Origin of the sequence: Streptococcus sp. FSL R7-0248 (assembly GCF_037967965.1) — a bacterium.
In the GTDB taxonomy this organism is placed as follows: domain Bacteria; phylum Bacillota; class Bacilli; order Lactobacillales; family Streptococcaceae; genus Streptococcus.
The window spans coordinates 1777032-1800339 of record NZ_CP150201.1 but is presented as its reverse complement, the minus strand read 5'-3'; the positions used below and the strand labels follow the sequence as shown (position 1 = coordinate 1800339).

Here is a 23308-nt window from a genome sequence, read left to right as displayed (position 1 = left end):
CAGTTTTCCGTAGTTTACTATAAGAAAACGATTACAGGCTATTGTATACTATTACCATATTAAGTCGAAAGATATAGGAAGTAGAATAATGGCTAAAAAATTAACTTTTCCTGATGGATTTTTGTGGGGTGGAGCGACAGCAGCCAACCAATGTGAAGGTGCCTATGATGCTGATGGGCGTGGTTTAGCCAATGTTGATGTGGTGCCAATTGGTGAGGATCGCCTTTCGATTATTACTGGACGTCGCAAGATGTTTGATTTTGAGGATGGTTATTTTTATCCAGCTAAGGAAAGCATCGATATGTACCACCGTTACAAGGAAGATATTGCTCTCTTTGGTGAAATGGGCTTTAAGACTTATCGACTTTCTATTGCTTGGTCACGTATTTTTCCTAAGGGTGATGAGGCTGAGCCAAATGAAGCTGGGCTTGCCTTTTACGAGGACCTCTTCAAGGAATGTCACAAGCATGGCATTGAACCTTTGGTGACGATTACACACTTTGATTGTCCAATGCACTTGATTACCGAGTATGGAGGATGGCGTAATCGTAAGATGCTTGGCTTCTATGAAAATCTTTGCCGTACCCTTTTCACACGCTTTAAAGGTTTGGTTAAGTACTGGCTCACTTTCAATGAAATCAACATGATTCTCCATGCCCCATTTATGGGAGCAGGACTCTGCTTTGAAGAGGGTGAGAATGAGGAGCAGGTTAAATATCAGGCTGCTCACCATGAGTTGGTAGCCTCAGCTATGGTGACGAAATTGGCTCATGAGATTGACCCTGAAAATAAGGTCGGTTGTATGTTGGCAGCAGGTCAATATTATCCAAATACAGCCCATCCACGTGACTACTGGGCAGCTATGCAAGAAGACCGTAGTAGCTATTTCTTTACTGATGTTCAAGCTCGTGGAGAGTATCCAAATTATGCTAAGAAACAGTGGGAACGTGATGGCATTGAGCTTGAGATGACGGAAGAAGATTTGGCCCTTCTTAAAGAGCATACTGTTGATTTCGTTTCCTTCTCTTATTATGCAAGTCGTGTGGCTTCAGGTGATCCAGAGGTTAATGAAAAGACTGCTGGCAATATCTTTGCCTCTATTAAAAATCCATATTTGGAAGCTTCAGAGTGGGGTTGGCAAATTGACCCACTAGGCCTTCGTATTACCCTCAATGCTATTTGGGATCGTTACCAAAAGCCGATGTTTATCGTTGAAAATGGTCTTGGTGCTGTGGATACGCCAGATGAAAATGGTTATGTTGAAGACGATTACCGTATCGACTACTTGGCTGCCCACATCAAGGCTATGCGTGATGCTATTAATGAAGATGGTGTAGAGCTTTGGGGCTACACAACCTGGGGCTGTATCGACCTTGTTTCTGCTGGAACTGGTGAAATGAAGAAACGTTATGGCTTCATCTATGTGGACCGAGATAACGATGGTAATGGTAGTCTTAAACGCTCTAAGAAGAAATCATTTAACTGGTACAAAGAAGTTATCGCAAGTAACGGTGCCTCTGTAGAATAGTGCATTTGAGTTGTGTGCTGGTCTGGCTATAATTTTACGAATCTAGCAAGCACAGAAAGCAAATTGATCTCCGATTGAAGTCAGCCTTTGGGCTGGCTTTTTTGTAAGGGGTAGAAATTGTAATGTTTTCTAAAAAATGATATTCTTATTAGAGTTTGAGAGGAAGAAAACATGGGTAAAAAATCAGTTGTATTTGTAGCTGAGCTATCCTATATGGAAAAGTTAGAGGTAGCTCTTAAATCTTTGTGTGCACATCAAGGGCAGTGGAAAATTTATGTGCTAAATGAGAATTTACCAACAGAATGGTTTACGCTAATGAATCGTCGTTTAGAGGCTATTGATTCTGAAATTCTTAATTGTCGTGTGTCTGCAGAAAGCTTTAAACAATTTTCGCTTCCAAGTGCGCATATTCATTATGCGACTTTTTTCCGTTATGCGATACCTGAGTTTGTTCAAGAAAATCGTGTTCTCTATTTAGACTGTGACATGATCTTCACGCAGGATTTGTCACCACTTTTTGAAGTAGATCTGGGCGGATTTGGTATTGGAGCGGTAGTGGATCGTCCAACGACGACAGATGGTTTTAACGCTGGTTTGATGATTATTGATACCGATTGGTGGCGACAACACAAGGTGACAGAGTCTCTTTTTGAATTAACTAAGGAACATCACCAAAATGTTTATGGGGATCAAGGGATTTTGAATCTTTATTTTAAAGACGCCTGGCACCAACTTCCATGGACTTATAATCTCCAAGTAGGCTCTGACAAGGATCAGTACAGATATGGGGACTTGGATTGGTATGATGTTTTTAAAGGGGTGCCAGCGGTTATTCATTACACCTCTCACAATAAACCTTGGACCTCTAAGCGTTTCAATCGTTTCAGAGATATTTGGTGGTTTTATTATGCCCTATCTTGGGAAGACATCTTATTGAGAAAGCCATCCTTAAAGCTTAGCTTTAGTGATATGGTCGGTGATTTTCCTTACCATACGACTATTTATACTAATACGGCAGACATCTTTGAATTGGAACATTTACTGCAGGCTCTTCCAGATGTAGCTTTTCATGTTTTGGCTCATTCTCATTTCGGGTTTAATTTGGTGAAATTGGAGCAGTATCCAAACCTTATTCTCTATCCGTCCTTTGATCCATTGACCAGTCGAAAGGTTTTGGAAAAAATAGATTTTTATTTGGATATCAACCCATTTGACGAGGTTGATCATATCACAGAAACGATTCATCAGTTGGGTCTTCCAATTTTCTCTTTTGAAGGGACCAATCATGACCACACTGGAAAAAATCAAGTGTTCAAGAATGACCAAGTAGACCAAATGGTAGAGGCAGTTCGAGACTATATAGATACGATTGAGAGATAGACCATGGAAAATAAAGAAGTAGTTAGTATTGTGATTCCCATTTATAATGTGGAAGCTTACCTGAAGCAGTGTTTGGAAACGATAGTGAATCAGACTTATTCAAACCTTGAAATCATTCTTGTCAATGATGGTTCTCCTGACAATTCAGAGGAGATTTGCAAGGAATTTTTCAAGCGAGACCAACGTATTCGCTATGTGCGACAAGTTAATGGGGGCTTATCTGCAGCCCGAAATACAGGAATTGACTTGGCCACAGGTGATTACATCACTTTTGTAGACCCAGATGACTGGGTAACAGAGGATTATGTGGAGACCTTATACACTCAGCTTAAAAAGTATGAAGCAGATGTTTCTATTGCTAACTATAACTTGTTCAATGAGAGTACAAGTAAGTTTTTGATTAAGGTAACGGAGAACGATTATTCTGAAACCCTCTATGAAGGAAGAGATATCATAGATCAGGATGCCATTCAAGAGACACGAGATATGGCTTGGGCTTGTGCCATGATGAAACTCTACAAGATTTCCTTATTCGAGGATCTTCGTTTTCCTGTTGGTAAGAATGTCGAAGATAACTTCCTTATGTATAAACTATTGTTAAAAGCAAATCGTGTTGTCCATACTGAAAAATGTATCTACTGGTATCGAGTGGGACGTAAAGATACGCTGTCACAGGTCTGGACTGAAAAGCGTGTTTTAGATGAGATGGAAGCCAAAAATGAAAAATTAGCTTTGCTAGGTATGTTGGGCTATGATTTGACCTGGCACCGTTATATTTATAAGACGCGTCTAAAACGGGCGATTGAAAAAATGGAAGAAGCTAATCTTCAAGATACTGAGACCTATATGACGGCACAGGTTAACTTGAGATTTTTGGAGCAATAAAGGTCGAGGGTTAAGCTATTTATAGCTTGGATTAGTCAGAAAGGATAACTATGCTCATTATTGCACAAGAACCCAGTCAGGCAACGGAAAAACTGAGAAGATCACTAAACTCCTTTGGTATTCAGTCGCGTGTGTTTTACACGAATTTTGAAACGGATATTGATAAGGACACTATTAGTTTAGCATCGTCATTTATTTATTCCTCTGAGGAAGATTATCAAGGGAAACCACTCTTTTTTAACAATTTGTCAGTTCCTCTATATTGGGAATTGTGGACTTTGGGGATTACGACCTATATTTTTGATGGTCAAGACCGTCGTGCTAGTGTCATTTTTCGTGACAATCTAAAGGAACGTACGGTCAAACAAGTCCAATGGTTTGGACAAGGGGAAAAAGTTCTTGCGATAGACGATTATAATCGCTATGGCTGGCGTACCAAACAGCGTCTTCTGGATGATCAGGGACAAGGCATTATGGATATTTACTTTAATCGTAATCAAGAAGAGGTCTTGCTTCACTATATTCAAGATGGGTACTTGATTGATCAGGGATCTGAAGGAAGAGATAGGATTTTCTTGGGTAGGGAAGAATTAACTAAGGCTGTTTTGAATCGAATCCTAAAGTCAGACGAAGCTATCATCTGTATGGATTCCAAACTAATCTCGATTTTGCAGACCTTGAATGCTAATCGTCTGGTCTATTGCTCCGACAGTCATGATGGTCTTGAGTTTATTCAAAATCAAGTGAATCATGTTTTGATTACTAATTATTATCCACAAGAGGAACGTAGGTCAGGCATGATTTATTTAGCCGGTGCGGAACAAGAAGGTTCTCAGACTTTTGTGCCTCAGGCTATGGTGATGACTGCTTCTGAAAATATTGAGGGACTAGCTGACTTGGTTGATGCTTTTCCGGATATTGACTTTCACATCGGAGCCCAAACTAGTATGGGACCTAAATTGACTTGTCTCGAAGATAAGGGAAATGTCCATCTTTACCCAGGGATTCGTCAGGAGAAATACCAAGAGCTACTAAGGAAATGTTTCATTTATTTAGACTTGAATTATGGAAGTGAAGTGTCTGATGCAACATTGGATGCGATTGAAAATGGGCAGCTACTTTATGGCTTGGAATCAACGGTTCATCGTCACTACTATAAGGACTTACCAACGGTCTATACTTCCTTAGAGGAACTAGAGCAAGATTTCCGACAACTCTTACAGCAACCAGAGTTTTACCCTAAGTCTCTTGAAAGTCAGAAAGAGGTTTTGAAACTCGCCGAGAGAGAAGAAATCTTAGCTTTCTTTACTAGATTGAAGGGGGAAGAAGATGACAATTTACACCTTTAACCTATTGGTGGGCTTTGAGCCTAATGGTGTGGATGTGGCCCAGGCGTCGAGAGCTTTGATGCTACGTGAATTAAATGAGCCTGCTAAGTTTGTCTTTACGACCTGGCCACAACCCTATAAATTAGACTATTATCTTTCTTTAGGGCATCGCTACGAGGAACTCCTCCATGCCTATCTTAGCTTTACAGATCAAGACAGTCATATCCCATCCTTGACAGTGGGGGCCTTACAGCAAAAATTTAAGTTGACACGTCTAGATTTGAAGAGTCAAAGCGAAACAGACTCTGTTTATGTCTGTTCTGATGGCACTTCTTTAGTCTTCAAGATGGATTCCTACCAAAAAGGTTGTGTGCGGTATGTGGATTACCACGTCAATGGTATGCTTTTAAAGCGTGAGTGGTATGGAACAAGTAAATTAGTCACAGAATACTTTGAAAAAGGCATTACCATCAGGAGAAGTTATCACAATAAAGATGGTCGTATCGCCTTTGAAGAACTCAAGCAAGGGACCAGCTGGTTATATAGGTTGGGAACTGAGATTTTAGTAACAAAAACAGAGGTCATGCGTCGTTTTCTAGCAAGACTTCCGCTGACAACTGCGGATACCTTGTTGCTGGATAGGGCCTCCTTGATGGAGTTTATGCGACCGATTTATGAATTGGATACACCTGCAAAGTTAGGCTTCGTTTTTCATTCAGAGCATGAGTTTGAAAATGGCGACCTCTACTATGAGTATTATTACATCTTTAAGTACGCCCAACGTTTTGATTTCTTCATTACAGCTACAGAGGCACAAAAGGCTGTTTTAGAGAATACCCTGAAAAAGCAAGGTGTAACAGATGCTAGTATTCATGACCTAGCAGTGGGACATTTGGATAACCTTAGTTTTCCAGAGGAGCAGAGGAATCCTCTTAGTTTGATGACGGCTTCGCGATTGGATCCACGTAAACGCTTGGATTTAGCTATAAGAGCAGTCGCCCTTGCTCATGAAAAAGAGCCAAATCTTCACTTTGACATCTACGGCAAAGGTGGCGAGCAAGAGAATCTACAAGATCTGATTGATACTCTTGGGGCCGGTGACTTCATCCAACTTCGGGGTCATGCGGATTTGCGTGATGTCTACCCACAGTATGAACTTTATGTCACCGCCTCTCAGTGGGAGACCTTTGGCTTGACTCTGATGGAAGCGGTGGGAGCAGGTCTAGCCTTGGTTGGTTTTGACGCCCGTTATGGCAATCCAACTTTCATCAAAGATGGTAAAAACGGCTTTCTGGTTCCTTATAGCGAAACTATGGATGAGAACCTACTTGTTTCTCAGATGGCAGACAAAATTGTATTTGCCTTAGAAAGTGATCTTGAGTCTATGCACCAAGTCTCATATGACCTGGCAAAACAGTATTTGAAACCAGAAATCCTAGAGGCTTGGAGAAAGCTCTTGATAGCCATACGATAAGTGTTTTGAAAAAGCTCTATCTCTGTAAACTGTAGTAACAAAAAAGTTACTACAGTTTTTTTATCCTCCAAGCAAAATAGGCCTAATTATGGTAAAATAGAACGTATTGAAAAATCATCATTTCACGAAAGGAAGCAAGATGAAAATTACGCAAGAAGAGGTAACCCACGTTGCCAATCTTTCAAAATTGAAATTCTCTCCAGAAGAGACAGCTGAGTTTGCGACAACCTTGTCGAAGATTGTCGACATGGTGGAATTGTTGGAAGAAGTGGACACAACTGGTGTGGCCCCAACAACGACTATGGCTGATCGTAAGACCGTATTGCGTCCGGATGTTGCTGAAAAAGGGACAGACCGTGACCGCTTGTTTAAAAATGTACCTGAAAAAGATAACTACTACATCAAGGTGCCAGCTATCCTAGAAGATGGAGGAGATGCCTAATGTCATTCAACAATAAAACCATTGAAGAGTTGCACGACCTCCTTGTCTCTAAGGAAATTTCAGCAACCGAATTGACACAAGCGACACTTGACGATATCAAGGTGCGTGAAGAAGCGGTCAATGCCTTTGTGACGGTGGCTGAAGAAGCAGCACTTTCCCAAGCTAAGGCTATTGACGAAAAAGGAATTGATAAAGATAACCTCCTGTCAGGGATTCCACTCGCTGTCAAAGACAATATCTCAACAGATGGTATCTTGACGACTGCGGCTTCAAAAATGCTCTACAACTACGAGCCTATCTTTGATGCGACAGCTGTTGCCAATGCAAAAGCCAAAGATATGATTGTCATCGGGAAGACCAACATGGATGAATTTGCTATGGGTGGATCTGGTGAAACATCTTACTATGGGGCGACTAAAAATGCTTGGGACCACAGCAAGGTACCTGGTGGATCTTCTAGTGGTTCAGCAGCTTCTGTCGCTTCAGGGCAAGTTCGTTTGTCTCTTGGTTCTGATACCGGTGGTTCTATCCGCCAACCAGCTGCCTTCAACGGGATTGTTGGTCTCAAACCAACTTATGGAACTGTTTCACGTTTCGGTCTTATTGCCTTCGGTAGCTCACTTGACCAAATTGGTACCTTCTCACCAACCGTTAAGGAAAATGCCCAATTGCTCAATGTCATTGCCAGTGAAGATGCCAAAGATTCGACTTCTGCACCTGTTCGTGTAGCAGACTTTACTTCTAAGATTGGTCAAGATATCAAGGGCATGAAGATTGCCCTTCCAAAAGAATACCTTGGGGAAGGAATTGACCCAGAAGTCAAAGAAACTATCCTTAGTGCAGCTAAGCACTTTGAGAAATTGGGAGCAACTGTCGAAGAAGTCAGCCTGCCTCATTCTAAATACGGGGTTGCCGTCTACTACATCATTGCTTCATCTGAAGCTTCATCAAACTTGCAACGTTTCGATGGTATTCGTTATGGTTTCCGTGCGGAAGATGCCAAGAACTTGGAAGACATCTATGTGAACACTCGTAGCCAAGGCTTTGGTGATGAAGTGAAACGCCGTATCATGCTGGGCACCTTTAGTTTGTCATCTGGTTACTACGATGCTTACTACAAGAAAGCTGGTCAAGTCCGTACCCTCATTATCCAAGATTTTGAAAAAGTCTTTGCGGATTACGACCTCATCCTTGGTCCAACAGCTCCAAGCGTGGCCTTTGATTTGGATTCGCTCAACCATGATCCGGTTGCCATGTACTTGGCGGACTTGTTGACCATTCCAGTTAACTTGGCGGGTCTTCCAGGAATTTCGATTCCTGCAGGTTTTGCGCAAGGACTTCCAGTTGGTTTGCAGTTGATTGGTCCTAAGTATTCGGAAGAGACCATCTACCAAGCCGCAGCGGCCTTTGAAGCAACAACGGATTACCATAAGCAACAACCCCTTATTTTCGGAGGTGACAATTAATGAACTTTGAAACAGTCATCGGACTTGAAGTCCACGTTGAATTGAATACAAACTCAAAAATTTTCTCACCAACCTCTGCTCACTTTGGAAACGAGCAAAATGCCAATACCAATGTGATCGACTGGTCTTTCCCAGGGGTGCTTCCTGTCTTGAACAAGGGCGTTGTGGACGCTGGTATTAAGGCTGCTTTGGCCCTGAATATGGATATCCACCAGCACATGCACTTTGACCGTAAGAACTATTTCTACCCTGATAATCCAAAAGCCTACCAAATCTCACAATTTGACGAGCCAATTGGTTACAATGGGTGGATTGAAGTGCAATTGGAAGACGGCTCAACTAAGAAAATTGGGATTGAACGGGCCCACTTGGAAGAAGATGCCGGTAAGAACACCCACGGAACAGACGGTTTCTCTTATGTAGACCTCAACCGTCAGGGGGTGCCATTGATCGAGATCGTCTCTGAAGCAGATATGCGTTCTCCAGAAGAAGCCTATGCTTATTTGACAGCTTTGAAAGAAGTCATTCAATACACAGGTATTTCTGACGTCAAGATGGAAGAAGGATCAATGCGGGTCGATGCCAACATTTCCCTTCGCCCATACGGTCAAGAGGAATTTGGTACCAAGACGGAGTTGAAAAACTTGAACTCTTTCTCAAACGTCCGTAAAGGTCTTGAATACGAAGTGGAGCGTCAAGCGAAAATCTTGCGTTCAGGTGGTGTTATTCGTCAAGAAACACGCCGTTATGATGAGGCCAACAAGAGCACGATTCTTATGCGTGTCAAAGAAGGGGCAGCGGATTACCGTTACTTCCCAGAACCAGACCTTCCCTTGTTTGAAATCTCAGATGAGTGGATTGAGGAAATGCGTACATCATTGCCTGAGTTTCCAAAAGACCGCCGTGCTCGCTATGTGGCAGAGCTTGGCTTGTCTGACTATGATGCCAACCAATTGACAGCTACTAAGGTCACATCTGACTTCTTTGAAGCAGCCGTAGCCCTTGGCGGAGACGCTAAACAAGTGTCTAACTGGCTCCAAGGTGAAGTCGCTCAATTTTTGAACGCAGAAGGTAAAACGCTTGAAGAAATCAAGTTGACACCAGAAAACTTGGTTGAAATGATTGCCATCATCGAGGATGGAACCATCTCTTCTAAGATTGCCAAGAAAGTCTTCGTTCATTTGGCGAAAAACGGTGGAGGTGCGCGTGAATACGTCGAAAAAGCTGGATTGGTACAGATTTCAGACCCTGAAGTCTTGATCCCAATCATCCACCAAGTCTTTGCAGACAATGAAGCAGCTGTAGCCGACTTCAAGTCAGGTAAACGTAACGCTGACAAGGCCTTCACAGGCTTCCTTATGAAAGCAACCAAAGGCCAAGCCAACCCACAAGTAGCTCTTAAACTACTTGCCCAAGAATTGGCGAAGTTGAAAGAAGAGTAATAGATAAAAAACCAGCCGAGAGGTTGGTTTTTTATCTATTATTAGGGTATACAAAAACTCCTAACGAGTGGAGTTCGTAGGAGTTTTTGAAAAAGACTAAGTGGCTTTAGAAATGAGGAAGAGCTGAAGCAACCTTCATTTCTTCAGGAACAGTGACAATAACTTGATGAGCTTTTAAATGATATTCATCAATAATCCATTGACGAAGTTTTTCTTTAGAGACATTAGCAGTTCCTCGGAATTCATGTCCGTTATCATGGACAGTCCAGTCTCCCATTTTCTTAAAATCAGTATTCTTAAGTAAGTCAGGGTATTGATCTAGCTCTTTAAGATGAATAATAGTAAAGGTATTACTATTACGTACAATGACGTTTTTCTTCAAAGTCTTACTTAAGTACCAGAAGAGTATAGCAACAGCGCTAACTCCAACAACAAGTCCTGCAAAAGCAATTAAAAACTGTATGAAATTCATATTATTGCCTCCTTATGAGACATAGTATACTCTTTATCTAAAACGTTTTCAAGCAAAGGATGACCTATTACTTTCCGTAGTATTATGGAAAAAGAATGCGTTTTCATTACCGCTTATGGAGTTTATAATAGAAGTATCAAAGTCAGGAGGAAAAACGATGACTACTTTTAAAGATGGATTTTTGTGGGGTGGTGCTGTTGCTGCTCATCAACTTGAAGGTGGATGGCAAGAAGGTGGTAAAGGAATCAGTGTTGCTGATGTGATGACTGCTGGTCGTCATGGAGTTGCCCGTGAAATTACCCCGGGAGTTTTGGAAGGTAAATATTATCCAAACCATGAGGCTATAGATTTTTACCATCGTTATAAAGGAGATATTGCACTTTTTGCTGAAATGGGATTTAAGTGCTTCCGAACATCGATTGCCTGGACACGTATTTTCCCCAAAGGTGATGAGTTAGAGCCCAATGAAGAAGGTTTGCAATTTTATGATGATCTTTTTGATGAGTGCTTGAAGTATGGAATTGAACCTGTAATTACGTTATCTCATTTTGAGATGCCTTATCATTTGGTTACAGAATACGGTGGGTGGAAAAATCGAAAATTGATTGATTTCTTTGCTCACTTTGCGGAAGTCGTATTCAAACGTTATAAAGATAAAGTTAAATACTGGATGACCTTTAATGAAATCAACAATCAGGCCAATTACCAGGAAGATTTTGCACCATTTACGAACTCTGGTATTGTATATGAGGAAGGTGACGACCGAGAAGCTATTATGTATCAAGCAGCACACTATGAGTTAGTAGCTTCTGCTCGAGCAGTAAAAATTGGTCATGAAATTAATCCAGATTTTCAAATTGGTTGTATGATTGCGATGTGTCCTATTTATCCTGCAACTTGTAATCCTAAAGATATTTTAATGGCTATGAAGGCTATGCAAAAACGTTATTACTTTACTGATGTACATGTTTTGGGGAAATATCCTGAACACATTCTCAAGTATTGGGAACGTAAAGGAATCTCAGTTGATTTTACAGATCAAGATAAAGAGGATTTACTTAGAGGAACAGTAGACTATATTGGATTTAGTTACTATATGTCTTTCGCTATCGATTCTCATCGTGAGAATAATCCTTATTTCGATTATCTTGAAACAGAAGATTTAGTTAAAAATAATTATGTTCAGGCATCTGAGTGGGAGTGGCAGATTGACCCAGAGGGCTTACGTTATGCATTAAACTGGTTTACTGATCACTATCATTTGCCACTATTCATTGTTGAAAATGGTTTTGGTGCTATAGACCAAGTTGAAGCAGATGGCATGGTTCATGATGATTATCGGATTGATTACCTAGGGGCTCATATTCGTGAAATGAAAAAAGCTGTAGTTGAAGATGGTGTTGATTTGATGGGATATACTCCTTGGGGCTGCATAGACCTAGTTTCAGCTGGTACCGGTGAGATGAGAAAACGTTACGGATTTATCTATGTGGATAAAGATGATGATGGACAAGGGACTTATGAACGCTCACCAAAGAAATCATTTAATTGGTATAAAGAAGTTATTGCATCTAATGGTGCAACGGTGGAATAAAACTAAGAAGCTGGGTGTATTCCCAGCTTCTTTAGTAAACATAGGAGAATAAATATGATTGGTAGTATTGCAGCAATTTTAACAACATTTGCCTTTTTGCCGCAAGTTGTGCGTTTGGTAAAAACAAAAGATACTGAATCAATTGCCTTAGGGATGTATGTTATGCAGGTTATTGGTATTGCTTTGTGGCTTGCTCATGGCCTTCATATTGGTGACTTACCTTTGATTTTGGCTAATAGTGTTTCCTTTTTACTATCTGGTATTATTTTGATTTATAAATTAAAGACAAATAATTATTTTCCGTATCGTTGAGGAAAAATCAGAAATGGTAATTGTAAGCGCTTTATTTTATAATTAAAGTGTAAATAAGAAGTAACCCAATCAGGTATCAATTTGATGGGATTAGATTAAAGGAGAAAATCTTATGGCAAAAGCATTGATTATTTGTGCAGCTGGAATGTCCTCATCACTTATGGCAAAGAAAACAACTGAGTTTCTAAAGGGGAAAGGTCAGGATATTGAGGTTGACGCTATTAGTGCCACTGAGGGCGGAAAAGCTATTGCAGCATCAGAATTTGATTTATACCTTGTAAGTCCTCAAACAAAAATGTATTTTAAACAGTTTGAAGAGGCAGGGGCTAAAGTCGGAAAACCAGTTGTTCAAATTCCACCACAAGCTTACATTCCAATTCCAATGGGAATTGAAAAAATGGCTAATTTAATTGTAGAAAACATCTAATTTTTGTTAAAGAAATAGTGTAAAAAAATAGATGTTAGTTAATATTATCTGTTGACTAGATTATAAATGATTCATAATGTAACTTATGCTCGATAAAAAGAAGTAAAGGTGTGAAAATATCCTATAATAGAAGGTGAATATATCATTTTTAGGAGGATATGTGATTGTCAAAAACTAGGGAAAAAAGCATCCTTCAATTCTTGATAAAGCATAGGGAACGTTATGTTACGAGTAAAGAGCTTGCTGAATACTTGTCCTGCTCGGATAGGACTGTACGTAGTTACTTAAAATCAATTGATCAAACCTTAAACCTTCAAGGTGTTAGCTTAGTATCAAAACAAGGACAAGGTTATAGACTGTTTTTTGAAAGCCAAGAAGCTTGCCAAACTTTTCGTCTGATTTATGAATTAGGAGATGATTATAATACAAAATCTTCCATGTCCCAAAGTGATGATCGGCTAGCCTTCATTTTAAATAAGCTCTTGTTTGAACAGGTTCCAGTTCTTTTTGATGATTTAGTTGAGGAGCTATATGTCAGTCGCTCAACCTTGTCTAATGATTTTAAAAAGATACGCCAGATGCTGGCTGAGTATAACCTAACTATAGAAAGTAGAGCGAATAAAGGTGTCTACGTTTCTGGTGAAGAACGAGACAAACGTCGCTTTATTATGAGTTATTTCTTGGAGAACCAGTTTTTTAAAGCATTGCACTCTTATGTGAAATCAAATTTTTTTGACCAAAATCTTCCATTAGAGGAATTGGCAAAGATTGTTTTAGAAGAATGTCAGGAAGCCAATCTAAAGTTGTCGGATTTTGTTTTACAAAATTTAGTTGTTCATATAGCTTTAGCAATAGGCCGTATCAAGTCTGGTTTTGAAATTAGTAACTTAGATTGTCAGATGGCAGATAATGATATTGAACGCCGGGTTGCTAAGAGGATTCTTTCAAGAGTTAGCGAGGTAACCAATCAGGAATTTCCAGTTCAAGAGATTGATTATGTTACCCTACATCTGTTAGCTAAAAGTCAGTTGCCCCAAAACAATCAAACAGAGTTTTCTAAAGAGGCACTGAGAGACTCGGTGGTCCAAAGCTTTAAAACCTTAGGGTTAGAGGACATATATCACTTTTCTTCGGATTTTCAACTTATTGAGAGTCTTATAACTCATTTGATGACCTTACAGGTACGTTTAGCCAGTCATATTAATCTTAGTAATCCATTGGTAGATGAGGTTAAACAGAATTATAGTGACGTATTCTTCATGACCAAGGAAATTCTTGCAAATATGGAAGCTTTTTCACAGGCTACTATATCTGATGATGAAATAGTTTATGTCTGTCTTCATTTCTTGGCTGCCATCGAACGTCGAAAAGAAAACCATAAATTTTCAGTATTGGCGATTTGTGCGACAGGTTTTGGAGCTGCTCAAATGCTCCGAAATCGCCTTGAATCTGAGCTTGGGAATCGTATAGAGGTGGTTGATGTCATAGGTTACTATGAGTTGAACCAAGAAAAGATAGAGGGGATTGATTTTATTGTATCGGCTGTTGATTTATCGAACCTTTACTTTCAGATACCAGTTTTTACGGTGAGTGTCTTTCTTAAATCCGAGGAAATATCTCAGATTCGTCATGCTATGAATCAGATGCAAGTCTCGAAAATTAGGAAACGTTCAGAAGTAGCCCCTATTGAAGACGACAATTTTAAACAGTACTTTAGTCAATATAACTTCTTTGTTTGGACGAAAGGCGATAAAACACGACTATTGGAAGAAATGGTTGAAGGTCTATCTGTCGGTGAATCAGATGATTTCAAACAATCTTTACTTTACGAAATTAAACAGCGTGAGGCATTAAGTTCAGTTGTTTTTTCCAAAAGAGTCGCGGTTCCACATCCCATTAGACCTTTGGGGAAAGAAGTTAAAGTCTCGGTTGCTATCTGTCAAGAACCTGTATCTTGGGATAGTCAAAGCTCACATATTCAACTTGTTTTTCTTTTATCACCATCATTATATGGAAATGATGGATTGAAGGATGTGACGAAGAAAATAGTTTCCTTAACAGAAAATGATGACTTACAAAAGCAATTAATTAATTGCAAGAAATTTGAAGAGTTTATTACAATATTCGAAAAAATAACATAGGAGGTTCGTATGAATCAAGAAGAACTACAGGTTGCAGCCTTTGAAATTATTCTTCATTCAGGTACTGCTAGAACAGAAATTCATGAAGCGTTTGCTGATATGCGAGAAGGTCGCTTTGACGAAGCAGAAGCTAAGTTAGACCATTCAAATGAAGAAATTTTAGAAGCACACCATGCACAAACAAAACTTTTGCAAGACTATGCAAGTGGTGTGGAAATCAAGATTGAAATTATCATGGTGCATGCTCAAGACCATTTAATGACCACAATGACTCTATTGGAAGTGGCAAAAGAAATGCTAGTTCTTCATAGAAAGGTTGGCTAAATAGATATAGTTAAACAAGGAGGAAGACAATGACAAAAAAAGAACAACTAGAAATCGAGCGTCAACGTCGGGAGACAGCATTAAAAAATACTTTCTTTAATCGTTACCTTCTTCTACGTTATACAATAGCACTCTTCTTTTTTGGCAATATTTATTGGCTTTTGAATCAATTTATTCGTCCTTCTTTTGTTATTGTTCTCCCTGTTACGTTAATTGTATTAGCGATTTTGGCTACTGTTGAGCAGTTTCGATTGTATGGCAAGCGTGATGAACGTTTGAAAGTGACTCAGATGTTTGTTCGCTCGCAAGCTGTTATTCAGGTGGGACTACTTGTTCTAACTTGGACAAGTCTGTTTACAACTCTTTTCCCAATTTTCGAAAATAATCAAGCTGCACGTTTCTTTGTTTTTGTCATTCTTTTACTAGGCTTGGGTCTATGCTTGCTAAATCTTAAAAGAATTCAAGAAATATATGAACGTAAAGATAAGGCTTATCAACGCTTTATCCAGTTAGAAAAGAGTTCTATAACCTTATAACATCTTTTAAAAGGATTGCTATTGAAATAAATATATAATTATTATTAAGGAGGTCCGATTATGGATCAACAAAACGGATTGTTTGGTTTCCTTGAAAATCATGTCATGGGACCAATGGGAAAACTTGCCCAGTTTAAAGTTGTACGTGCAATCACGGCGGCAGGTATGGCAGCTGTACCATTTACTATTGTTGGGTCAATGTTCTTGGTATTTAGTATTCTGCCACAAGCCTTCTCATTCTGGCCAATTGTAGCTGATATTTTCTCAGCTTCATTTGATAAGTTTACTTCTCTATACATGGTTGCTAACTATGCTACTATGGGTTCCCTCTCTCTTTACTTTGTTCTCTCACTTGCTTATGAGTTAACTAAAATCTATGCAGAAGAAGAAGAACTAAATATGAATCCTCTTAACGGTGCTCTTCTTGCGCTCATGGCTTTCATTATGACAGTTCCACAAATCATTTTTGACGGTGGAATGATGAAGGCTGTAGGTAGCCTAAAAGAAGGTGCAGTCGTTGTTGACGGTTGGGCAATGGGTAATGGTGTTACTCGTTTTGGTACAACTGGTATTTTCACAGCTATTATCATGGCTATTGTGACAGTTCTTATTTATCGTACATGTGTAAAACGTAATTGGGTTATTAAAATGCCTGAAGCTGTTCCAGAAGGGGTTTCTCGCGGATTCACAGCCTTGATTCCAGGATTCGTCGTTGCATTTGTAGTTATCTTTATTAACGGTGCACTCGTGGCGTTGGGAACTGACATCTTTAAAGTTATTGCTATTCCATTTGGGTTTGTTGCTAACCTAACTAACTCATGGATTGGATTAATGATTATTTATCTTTTAACTCAACTCCTCTGGATTGTAGGGATTCATGGTGCTAACATTATCTTTGCTTTCGTTAACCCTATCGCACTTGCTAACATGGCAGAAAATGCTGCTGGAGGACACTATGCTGTAGCTGGTGAGTTCTCTAACATGTTTGTTATCGCTGGTGGATCAGGTGCAACTCTTGGTCTGTGTCTCTACATTGCTTTTGCTGCTAAGTCAGAGCAACTTAAAGCGATTGGACGTGCCTCAGTTGTTCCAGCATTGTTCAACATTAATGAACCTTTGATTTTTGGTTTGCCAATTATCTATAATCCAGCATTAGCGATTCCATTTATCTTAGCTCCAATGGTTACAGCTACTATTTACTACTTTGTTAATGCATTGCATTTGATTAATCCTGTTATTGCACAAGTTCCATGGCCAACCCCAGTGGGAATCGGAGCCTTCTTAGGAACAGCAGATCTCCGTGCTGTCTTAGTTGCTCTTGTCTGTGCAGTTGCTGCCTTCCTTGTTTACTTCCCATTCATTCGTGTTTACGATAAGAAATTGTTGAAAGAGGAACAAGAAGCTTAATTTATGATTAAAGATCTTAACTTTGTTAAGGTCTTTTTTGTTATACTAATGGTATTCAATAAAACATCTATTAAGTAGGAGCAACCCCATGAACAAATTCTTAAGAGTCCTATTTATCCTAGTCATCCTGGCCATGACTGGTGCCATTATTTTTCAGCTATTTTTCCCAACCTATATGGGAAGTCACTCGGGGTACGGTATTTCTGCCGGTTGGCAACGGGAGATTGGGATTTGGAATGTGGCGGTTCTGGTCATCCTCCTTGCCGTTAATCTCAAATACGATTGGTTTTATCTGAGAGCCGTTCTGCTTGCTTTGATTCTAGGTGGCCTGGGTATTGGGACCAATCATTTCCTTAGTTATCTTCAACATCATCACTCAGTGAATGCTATTGGAGCACTTGAAAATTATCTTTTAGTCCTTGGCTGGATTGTGGGTTGGTGGCTAGAGGTGTCTCGAATCAAAAAGAAATAAGGTAACTATTGTTTAGATTAGGGAGGTACTTCATAGGATACTTCCCTTATTTTTTTGGTCTCTTTTTCCTTGACAAGCAAAAAGAAAACGTTTACAATTTGATGTATAATGTTTCCTGAAAAGAAAACCAAAAATTGTGAAAACAAGGAGATCATCATATGGCTACTATGAAAGCAGCTCGCTGGCATGCAGCGAAAGACGTTCGTATCGAAGAAGTGGAAGTACCTGAAGTACAGCCTCATCAAGTAAAAGTGGCAGTCAAGTTCACAGGAATCTGTGGTACAGATTTGCATGAATATTTGGATGGACCACTCTTCATTCCAACAGAAGAACATGTGTATTCTGGTCAAAAAGCACCGGTTACTTTGGGACATGAATTCTCTGGTGAGATTGTAGAAGTCGGAAGTAATGTGACTCGTGTCAAAGTTGGCGATCGTGTAACCATCGAACCAATTCTTGCAGAGCACAACTTGATTGGCGATTATAACCTTGATCCAAACTTGAACTTCGTCGGCCTCGCTGCAGATGGTGGTTTTGCCAAATATTGTGTCCTTGATGGTGATCTTGTCCATGTGATTCCAGATAGCTTGAGCTATGAACAAGCCGCTCTTACAGAACCTGCTGCTGTAGCTGTGTATGCAGTCCGTCAATCTGCTTTGAAAGCTGGGGATACAGCTGTTATCTTTGGCTTGGGTCCAATTGGTCTTTTGATCGTTGAAGCCCTTCGTGCAGCAGGCGCATCAAAAATCTATGCGGTTGAATTGTCTCCTGAACGTCAAGCGAAAGCAGAAGAATTGGGAGCAATTGTTGTTCGCCCAGAAGAAGGGGAAACAGTCGTAGAGGCTATCCATCGTTTGACAGGAGGTGGAGCAGATGTTTCTTACGAAGTTACTGGGGTTCCGGTTGTTTTAGGCCAAGCCCTTGCAGCTGTTCATAAAGCTGGGGAATGTATGGTCGTATCTATCTGGGAACGTGAAGCCAGCATCAATCCAAATGAATTCGCCATCCAAGAAAAATCTCTCAAAGGAATTATTGCCTACCGTCACATCTTCCCTAAAGTTTTGGAATTGATGGAACAAGGCTACTTCCCTGCTGATAAATTGGTTACTAAGAAAATTAAATTGGAGAATATCGTTGAAGAAGGATTTGTTGAATTAACCCAAGATAAATCTCAAATTAAAATCTTGGTTCAACCAGAATAAGCTTATAAATGTCGAATGAATAGATAAAGGTCGAAACCGTTTTGTTTCGACCTTTTTGTGTTACAATAACAGAAACAAATAGATTTGGGAGGTGACTATGTCAAAGACGCTAAAAGGTAGTCTGATGGTCATAACTGCAGGAATTGCCTGGGGATTTTCAGGAGTTTCTGGTCAATACCTAATGGCTCATGGTGTTAATGTCAATCTTTTGACGAGTTTACGTTTGCTTCTGTCTGGAATTTTACTAACGGCTTCGGTCTTTTTTAGGCAGCGAGACAAATTAGTACAAGCTATTAAAGATAGAAAAACCTTAGTAAGTATCGCCTTATTTGCTCTCTTTGGTCTGGTACTAAATCAGTACGCCTATCTTAGTGCTATTCAATACACTAATGCTGGGACAGCGACGGTCTTGCAGTATGTCACCCCAGTTATCATCCTGGCTTTTGTATGTGCAAAATATCGTAGGTTCCCAACAGCAGCAGAGCTAGTGGCGATTATCATGGCTATTGTGGGAACCTTTACCATCGCAACGCATGGTCAGATAAGGGAGCTGGCGATTACACCTCTGGGCTTGTTCTGGGGTCTCTTTTCGGCGGTGACCTATGCACTTTATATCTTACTGCCTGCTAAGGCTATTGAAAAATGGGGAAGTTTGATTGTCATTGGTTTAGGCCTGTTGCTCGGTGGTTTAATCTTTCCGATTGTTATTCAAGCCTGGAAGTATAAGCTTCCTTTGACTGGCGGAAATCTCTTAGCGCTTTTTGGTTTGGTCTTCATTGGGACAGTCTTTGCTTACACTGTTTTCCTTAAGGGGACGATCATGGTTGGAGCTGTCAAAGGGAGTCTCTTGGCTTCGGTAGAACCCGTAGCATCGGTCATTTTGACCGTATTAATTATGGGGGACCGCTTCTTTGCCATTGATGTGGTTGGGATGATTTTAATTGTTCTTGCTGTTATCATCATATCGCTTAAGAATTTAGTTGCCCTTAAAAAACAAGAAAAAATTCAAAGATAAGAATGGAGCCTGAGTGATTGTGGCTCTTTTCTTTATTGTTCTGTAAAGGATGTTCTTAAAAAATAGGACTTAAGTCCCACACATAAACCTTAAAAATATGGTAGAATAAGAGGTAAACTAACATTTTGGAGAGAAAATGACTATAGACGATTACAGGCCCCATTTTATGGTGGAGGCTGTTTATGATTTGAAACCTGACCAGCTACGTGAACACGGTATTCGTGCCGTCTTGGTCGATTTGGACAATACCTTGATTGCTTGGAACAACCCTGATGGGACTCCTGAGCTACGTGCTTGGTTGGATGAGATGACAGAGGCTGATATTCCGGTAGTTGTGGTCTCTAACAATAAATATGAACGTGTTGAACGTGCGGTTGCCAATTTCCATGTGGATTTCGTGAGTCGTGCCATGAAGCCTTTCACTAAAGGCATTAATGAAGCGATTGAGCGTTACCACTTTAATCGAGACGAGGTCGTTATGGTGGGAGACCAGCTAATGACTGACATCAGAGCTAGCCACAGAGCTGGAATTCGCTCGATTTTGGTCAAGCCTTTGGTGAAATCAGATGCTTGGGTAACCAAGTTTAACCGTTGGCGTGAACGTCGCATGTGGAAAAAGATTGAAAAAGCATATGGTCCAATGACCTTCAACAAAGGAATTTAATGGAAGAATTATTTTGTATTGGGTGTGGAGCCCAAATTCAAACAGAAGATAAAGAAAAAGCAGGTTTCACACCTGCTAGCTCTATTAAAAAGGCCGAAGAAACAGGTGAGTTATACTGCCAACGCTGTTTCCGTCTTCGTCATTACAATGAGATTGTGGATGTCCACATCACAGATGATGAATTTTTAAAATTGCTTCATGAAGTTGGTGATAGTGATGCCCTCGTTGTCAATGTCGTTGATATTTTTGATTTTAATGGATCAATCATACCAGGCTTATCACGCTTTGTTTCGGGTAATGATGTGCTCTTGGTTGGAAATAAAAAGGATATCCTGCCTAAATCTGTTAAAGATGGTAAGGTAACCCAATGGTTGACAGAACGTGCCCACGAAGAAGGGATGCGTCCGGTGGATGTTATGTTGACGTCTGCCCAAAACCACCACGCCATTAAAGAGCTAATCCAACGTATTGAAAAACTCCGTAAGGGTCGTGATGTCTATGTTGTTGGTGTGACGAATGTTGGTAAATCAACCTTAATCAATGCCATTATCAAGGAAATTACAGGTGATAAAGATGTTATTACAACCTCTCGTTTTCCAGGAACGACCCTTGATAAGATTGAAATCCCATTGGATGACGGTAGCTATATTTTTGATACACCTGGAATTATTCACCGACACCAGATGGCACACTATCTGTCAGCGAAGGATCTCAAGTACGTTAGTCCTAAGAAGGAAATTAAGCCAAAAACTTACCAGTTAAATGCAGGACAAAGCCTATTCCTAGGCGGTCTTGGACGCTTTGACTTTATTGATGGGAATAAGCAAGGATTTACAGCCTTCTTTGACAATAACTTGAAGCTACATCGTACCAAACTTGAAGGCGCAGATGCCTTCTATGATAAGCATGTTGGAAGTCTCCTCATGCCTCCTGGGCCAAAGGAATTGGCTGATTTTCCAAAACTTGTCCGTCACGAGTTCACTGTCAAAGATAAGACAGACATTGTCTTCTCAGGATTAGGATGGATCCGTGTCCAAGGAAAAGCTGACCAACCAACCATCGTTGCTGCTTGGGCACCAGAAGGTGTTGGCGTTGTCGTACGAAAAGCGATTATTTAAACTTAATTAAGTAGTTAAAAGGAATAAACATGTCATTAACATCAAAACAACGTGCCTTCCTCAAATCGGAAGCTCACACACTTAAACCTATTGTGCAAATCGGGAAAAACGGTCTTAACGACCACATCAAAACTAGCGTTCGTAATGCCCTTGATGCCCGTGAATTGATCAAAGTAACCCTACTCCAAAACACTATGGAAGATATTCATGAGGTTGCTGAAATCTTGGAAGAAGAAATTGGCTGTGATACAGTTCTTAAGATTGGACGTATCTTGATTCTCTATAAAGAGTCAGCCAAAAAAGAAAATCGTAAGTTGTCACCAAAGGTCAAAGCTATCCAAAAATAGTTGCTGACTTTGCTTGGTGAAGGATAAACTAAGGTATAGGAACACTTTTGAAGCATCAGCTAGCCTTAAGTCAGTTGTATAATGCTTGAAAAAGAGGAGGCGTATATGGCACTGGATCTCGTAACCCCATTTACAAAGGTTCAACTAGAAGAAGAAATCAAAGATACTGGCCGTAAGCAGGTGGGAATTTTAGGTGGAAATTTCAACCCTGTTCACAATGCTCACTTGGTTGTTGCGGACCAGGTGCGTCAGCAGTTAGGTCTTGACGAAGTTCTTCTCATGCCTGAGTTTGAGCCACCTCATGTCGATAAAAAAGAGACTATTGATGAACAACATCGCCTAAATATGCTTATGTTGGCTATTAACGGCATTGAAGGATTGGACATCGAAACCATCGAGTTGGAACGTAAGGGAATCAGCTATACTTATGACACCATGAAGCTTTTGACAGAGGCCAATCCTGATACGGATTATTACTTTATTATTGGAGCGGATATGGTCGAATACCTACCAAAATGGCATCGTATTGATGAACTAATTGAGATGGTCCAATTTGTTGGTGTTCAGCGTCCTAAGTATAAGGCTGGAACCTCATATCCCGTTATCTGGGTGGATGTGCCCCTTATGGATATTAGTTCGAGTATAGTCAGAGCCTACATTAAGAAGGATCGTACACCTAACTTTATGGTGCCGCAGTCTGTACTTGCCTACATCAAGAAAGCGGGGCTCTATAAATGACCTATGAAAAATATCTAGACTATTCTCGTGAAGAACTCCTTGAAAAAGTTCGAGCGGTCATGAGTCCTAAACGCTTCAATCATGTTTTGGGTGTTGAGCGAGCTGCTGTTGCTCTTGCTGAAAAGTATGGTTACGATACTGAAAAAGCTGGTTTGGCTGGCCTCCTTCATGATTATGCCAAGGAGCTTCCGGATCAGGAATTCTTAGAGCTAATCGATAAGTATGAGCTCGACCCTGAATTGAAAAAATGGGGAAATAATGTCTGGCATGGTATGGTCGGGATTTACAAAATTCAAGAAGATTTGGGTTTAACTGATTCTGAGATTCTACGCAGTATTGAAATCCATACCGTCGGAAGCCATGACATGTCGACCCTAGACAAGATTGTCTATGTGGCTGATTATATTGAGCATAACCGTAATTTCCCTTTGGTAGAGGAAGCTAGACAAGTGGCAGAGCAATCCTTGGATAAGGCAGTTGCTTTTGAAACCGTCCATACGGTAGAACACTTGGCTCACCAAGCTCTACCGATTTTCCCACAAACCTTGGAAACCTATAATGCTTTTGTGCATTACCTAAAAGATTAATAACAAA

General features: G+C 40.2%; 24 protein-coding genes. 23 read left to right on the top strand and 1 reads right to left on the bottom strand.

Features of this window, described 5'->3' with window-relative positions; translation table 11 throughout:
• Positions 1-88: 88 nt before the first annotated feature.
• The 8 genes from NYE32_RS08165 (at position 89) to gatB (ending at position 9945) form a co-directional block, all read left to right on the top strand.
• Positions 89-1528, top strand: a complete 1440-nt coding sequence (locus tag NYE32_RS08165) for a 6-phospho-beta-glucosidase (protein ID WP_156685229.1) — start codon at positions 89-91, stop codon at positions 1526-1528.
• Positions 1529-1699: 171 nt separating this feature from the next.
• Positions 1700-2908, top strand: a complete 1209-nt coding sequence (locus tag NYE32_RS08160; RefSeq protein WP_073689521.1) for a glycosyltransferase — start codon at positions 1700-1702, stop codon at positions 2906-2908.
• Between the two features lie 3 nt (positions 2909-2911).
• Positions 2912-3793 (top strand): glycosyltransferase family 2 protein, encoded by an 882-nt coding sequence (locus tag NYE32_RS08155; protein WP_073689522.1) that lies wholly within the window; start codon positions 2912-2914, stop codon positions 3791-3793.
• A gap of 50 nt (positions 3794-3843) precedes the next feature.
• Positions 3844-5142, top strand: coding sequence for an accessory Sec system glycosyltransferase GtfB (locus NYE32_RS08150; RefSeq protein ID WP_073689523.1), 1299 nt, complete (start codon positions 3844-3846; stop codon positions 5140-5142).
• On the top strand, positions 5123-6595 hold the full coding sequence (locus tag NYE32_RS08145) for a glycosyltransferase (RefSeq protein ID WP_073689524.1): 1473 nt from the start codon (positions 5123-5125) through the stop codon (positions 6593-6595). The genes NYE32_RS08150 and NYE32_RS08145 overlap by 20 nt, the downstream gene beginning before the upstream one ends.
• 139 nt (positions 6596-6734) lie before the next feature.
• Positions 6735-7037 carry an Asp-tRNA(Asn)/Glu-tRNA(Gln) amidotransferase subunit GatC gene (gene gatC, locus NYE32_RS08140; RefSeq protein WP_002884769.1) on the top strand — a complete coding sequence of 101 codons (303 nt, stop codon included), beginning with the start codon at positions 6735-6737 and terminating at the stop codon, positions 7035-7037.
• Positions 7037-8503 (top strand): Asp-tRNA(Asn)/Glu-tRNA(Gln) amidotransferase subunit GatA, encoded by a 1467-nt coding sequence (gatA, locus tag NYE32_RS08135; protein WP_110981255.1) that lies wholly within the window; start codon positions 7037-7039, stop codon positions 8501-8503. The genes gatC and gatA overlap by 1 nt, the downstream gene beginning before the upstream one ends.
• On the top strand, positions 8503-9945 hold the full coding sequence (gatB, locus tag NYE32_RS08130) for an Asp-tRNA(Asn)/Glu-tRNA(Gln) amidotransferase subunit GatB (protein ID WP_002891678.1): 1443 nt from the start codon (positions 8503-8505) through the stop codon (positions 9943-9945). The genes gatA and gatB overlap by 1 nt, the downstream gene beginning before the upstream one ends.
• Before the next feature lie 106 nt (positions 9946-10051).
• On the opposite strand, the gene NYE32_RS08125 is transcribed toward gatB, so the two are convergent.
• Positions 10052-10417: a hypothetical protein gene (locus NYE32_RS08125; protein ID WP_073690247.1), complete on the bottom strand. Its 366-nt coding sequence runs from the start codon at positions 10415-10417 to the stop codon at positions 10052-10054.
• Positions 10418-10574: 157 nt separating this feature from the next.
• Here NYE32_RS08125 and NYE32_RS08120 point away from each other — a divergent pair, with 157 nt between their 5' ends.
• From NYE32_RS08120 to yqeK, 15 genes are all read left to right on the top strand, one after another.
• Entirely contained in the window at positions 10575-12011 is a 1437-nt protein-coding gene (locus NYE32_RS08120; protein ID WP_073690246.1) for a 6-phospho-beta-glucosidase, read from the top strand.
• Between the two features lie 54 nt (positions 12012-12065).
• Positions 12066-12323: a SemiSWEET transporter gene (locus tag NYE32_RS08115; RefSeq protein ID WP_073690245.1), complete on the top strand. Its 258-nt coding sequence runs from the start codon at positions 12066-12068 to the stop codon at positions 12321-12323.
• A gap of 112 nt (positions 12324-12435) precedes the next feature.
• Positions 12436-12750, top strand: coding sequence for a PTS cellobiose transporter subunit IIB (locus NYE32_RS08110; RefSeq protein WP_003096262.1), 315 nt, complete (start codon positions 12436-12438; stop codon positions 12748-12750).
• Positions 12751-12914: 164 nt separating this feature from the next.
• Complete coding sequence (locus NYE32_RS08105; protein WP_110981256.1) at positions 12915-14891, top strand: PRD domain-containing protein; 1977 nt, start codon at positions 12915-12917, stop codon at positions 14889-14891.
• A gap of 9 nt (positions 14892-14900) precedes the next feature.
• Positions 14901-15215 carry a PTS cellobiose transporter subunit IIA gene (locus NYE32_RS08100; RefSeq protein ID WP_003096270.1) on the top strand — a complete coding sequence of 105 codons (315 nt, stop codon included), beginning with the start codon at positions 14901-14903 and terminating at the stop codon, positions 15213-15215.
• Between the two features lie 29 nt (positions 15216-15244).
• Positions 15245-15751: a hypothetical protein gene (locus tag NYE32_RS08095; RefSeq protein WP_048790341.1), complete on the top strand. Its 507-nt coding sequence runs from the start codon at positions 15245-15247 to the stop codon at positions 15749-15751.
• A gap of 60 nt (positions 15752-15811) precedes the next feature.
• Positions 15812-17158, top strand: a complete 1347-nt coding sequence (gene celB, locus NYE32_RS08090; RefSeq protein ID WP_048674742.1) for a PTS cellobiose transporter subunit IIC — start codon at positions 15812-15814, stop codon at positions 17156-17158.
• An 88-nt stretch (positions 17159-17246) separates the two neighbouring features.
• On the top strand, positions 17247-17630 hold the full coding sequence (locus NYE32_RS08085; RefSeq protein WP_073689588.1) for a hypothetical protein: 384 nt from the start codon (positions 17247-17249) through the stop codon (positions 17628-17630).
• Between the two features lie 158 nt (positions 17631-17788).
• Positions 17789-18832, top strand: a complete 1044-nt coding sequence (locus NYE32_RS08080) for a 2,3-butanediol dehydrogenase (protein ID WP_156685230.1) — start codon at positions 17789-17791, stop codon at positions 18830-18832.
• A gap of 97 nt (positions 18833-18929) precedes the next feature.
• Positions 18930-19847 (top strand): DMT family transporter, encoded by a 918-nt coding sequence (locus NYE32_RS08075; protein WP_155213405.1) that lies wholly within the window; start codon positions 18930-18932, stop codon positions 19845-19847.
• 136 nt (positions 19848-19983) lie between these two features.
• Positions 19984-20511, top strand: coding sequence for a YqeG family HAD IIIA-type phosphatase (locus tag NYE32_RS08070; RefSeq protein ID WP_002891674.1), 528 nt, complete (start codon positions 19984-19986; stop codon positions 20509-20511).
• Positions 20511-21629 carry a ribosome biogenesis GTPase YqeH gene (gene yqeH, locus NYE32_RS08065; RefSeq protein ID WP_156685231.1) on the top strand — a complete coding sequence of 373 codons (1119 nt, stop codon included), beginning with the start codon at positions 20511-20513 and terminating at the stop codon, positions 21627-21629. The genes NYE32_RS08070 and yqeH overlap by 1 nt, the downstream gene beginning before the upstream one ends.
• Positions 21630-21658: 29 nt before the next feature.
• Positions 21659-21976, top strand: a complete 318-nt coding sequence (yhbY, locus tag NYE32_RS08060) for a ribosome assembly RNA-binding protein YhbY (protein ID WP_002884193.1) — start codon at positions 21659-21661, stop codon at positions 21974-21976.
• A gap of 105 nt (positions 21977-22081) precedes the next feature.
• Positions 22082-22714, top strand: a complete 633-nt coding sequence (locus NYE32_RS08055) for a nicotinate-nucleotide adenylyltransferase (protein WP_156685232.1) — start codon at positions 22082-22084, stop codon at positions 22712-22714.
• A complete protein-coding gene (yqeK, locus tag NYE32_RS08050) occupies positions 22711-23301 on the top strand; it encodes a bis(5'-nucleosyl)-tetraphosphatase (symmetrical) YqeK (protein WP_156685233.1) in 591 nt (196 codons plus the stop codon). The genes NYE32_RS08055 and yqeK overlap by 4 nt, the downstream gene beginning before the upstream one ends.
• Positions 23302-23308 lie beyond the last annotated feature (7 nt).